This window comes from Caulobacter sp. D5, assembly GCF_003185805.1.
Classification (GTDB): domain Bacteria; phylum Pseudomonadota; class Alphaproteobacteria; order Caulobacterales; family Caulobacteraceae; genus Caulobacter.
This window is the reverse complement of the sequence record NZ_QHJY01000075.1, coordinates 1-1,529: the sequence shown is the minus strand read 5'-3', so window position 1 is coordinate 1,529 and position 1,529 is coordinate 1. Positions and strand designations below refer to the sequence as shown.

The window sequence follows — 1,529 nt, the reverse complement described above, 5'->3', positions numbered from 1 at the left end:
CGGCGATGTTGCGGACCTGGCCGGTGAGGTTGGCGGCCATCAGGTTGACGTTGTCGGTCAAGTCCTTCCAGGCGCCGGCGACGCCCGCCACCTTGGCCTGGCCGCCCAGCTTGCCCTCGGTGCCGACTTCGCGGGCCACGCGGGTCACTTCCGACACGAACGAACCCAACTGCCCGACCATGGTGTTGACGACCTTGCCGATGCGCAGGAACTCGCCGCGCAGCGGGTGGTCCTCGTTCTCGAGGTCCATGGTCTGGGAGAGGTCGCCCTTGGCGACGGCGCCGATCACCCGGGCCATCTCGGCGGTCGGGTGGACCATGTCGGTGATCAGGCTGTTGACCGCCTCGACGCTGTCGTTCCACGAGCCCAGGGCGCCGGGCAGGGCGGCCCGCTGGTTGATCTTGCCCTGGCGCCCGACGGCGTCGCGCAGGCGCTCGAATTCCTTGGAAATCCGGTCGTTGAGGCCGACGGCGTCGTTGAAGGCCTCGGCCAGCTCGCCGTCCAGTCCGTCGAGATCATCAGGCAGGCGGACGGAGAAATCTCCGCGTCGGAAGGCCCGCAACGCCGCCAGCAGTTGGCGTTGGTCCAGCTTGTGTTCGCCGGCCGTCTGCCCCGTGTCCCGCATTTCGCCCCCTCGAGCCCCGAACCGTTGCGGCGGAACTCCACTCAACTCAACGGACAACGCGGCTGTTTGACCTGGGTTCCGGGCGCGTCATGCGGACGAGGGCCGACTTTTCCGCCGTCGGGTTTGACGGAAATTCCCCGGCCGTGCATCGCTCCCTTCAGAACAACTCGGGCGGAAACGGTGTCGGACGGGCGTACGCGTGTCGTGGCTTGGATTGGGCGGGAGATCCTGCCCCATGAAGCCGACCTGCGCGCGTGGCTGAGACGGGCGTTCGCGGCCGCGGGCGACGTCGACGACATCGTGCAGGAAACCTACTGCCGCCTGGCCGGTCTGAGCGCCGTCGAGCACATCGGCGAGCCGCGGGCCTATCTCTTCCAGGCCGCCCGCAGCGTGGCGCTGGAGCAGCTTCGGCGGGCCAGGGTGGTGCGGATCGACACGGCGGCCGAGATCGACTCTCTCAATGTCGAACTCGACGAGCCTTCGCCCGAGCGCATCGCCGGCGGGCGGCGCGAACTGGAGCGGGTGCGGCGGCTGATCGCCGCCTTGCCCGACCGCTGCCGCCGGATCTTCGAGATGCGCAAGATCGAAGGCCTGCCGCAACGCGAGATCGCCCGCCGCATGGGCGTGACCGAGAACGTGGTCGAGAACGAATCCGTGAGGGGGCTTCGCGCCATCCTCGCCGCCCTCGCCGAGGGTGAAACGCAGCAACAACCGACGGCCGCGAGGAGGCCGAGCACGCATGACCGAACGCGAAAGCGCCGCTGACATCGAGGCGCGCGCCGCCCGATGGGTGGTGCGCGTCGATCAGGGCGAACTCCCCGCCGAAGAGGCGGCTGAACTCGAAGCCTGGCTGGCCGGCGACCCGCGACGGCGCGGCGCCTTTGTGCGCGCCCAGGCCGGCTGG

General features: G+C 69.5%; 3 protein-coding genes. 2 read left to right on the top strand and 1 reads right to left on the bottom strand.

Translation table 11 applies throughout. The features are described from left to right. Positions 1-625: HAMP domain-containing protein (locus DMC18_RS05865; RefSeq protein ID WP_146217989.1), on the bottom strand; the 625-nt coding region annotated here is incomplete at its 3' end. Positions 626-805: 180 nt separating this feature from the next. Between DMC18_RS05865 and DMC18_RS05860 the strand changes: the two genes are divergently transcribed. Together DMC18_RS05860 and DMC18_RS27145 are read left to right on the top strand one after the other, a co-directional pair. Then, positions 806-1,390 (top strand): RNA polymerase sigma factor, encoded by a 585-nt coding sequence (locus DMC18_RS05860; protein ID WP_110119395.1) that lies wholly within the window; start codon positions 806-808, stop codon positions 1,388-1,390. Next, the coding region (locus DMC18_RS27145; protein WP_146217988.1) for a DUF4880 domain-containing protein at positions 1,365-1,529 on the top strand (165 nt) is incomplete at its 3' end. The genes DMC18_RS05860 and DMC18_RS27145, both read left to right, overlap by 26 nt.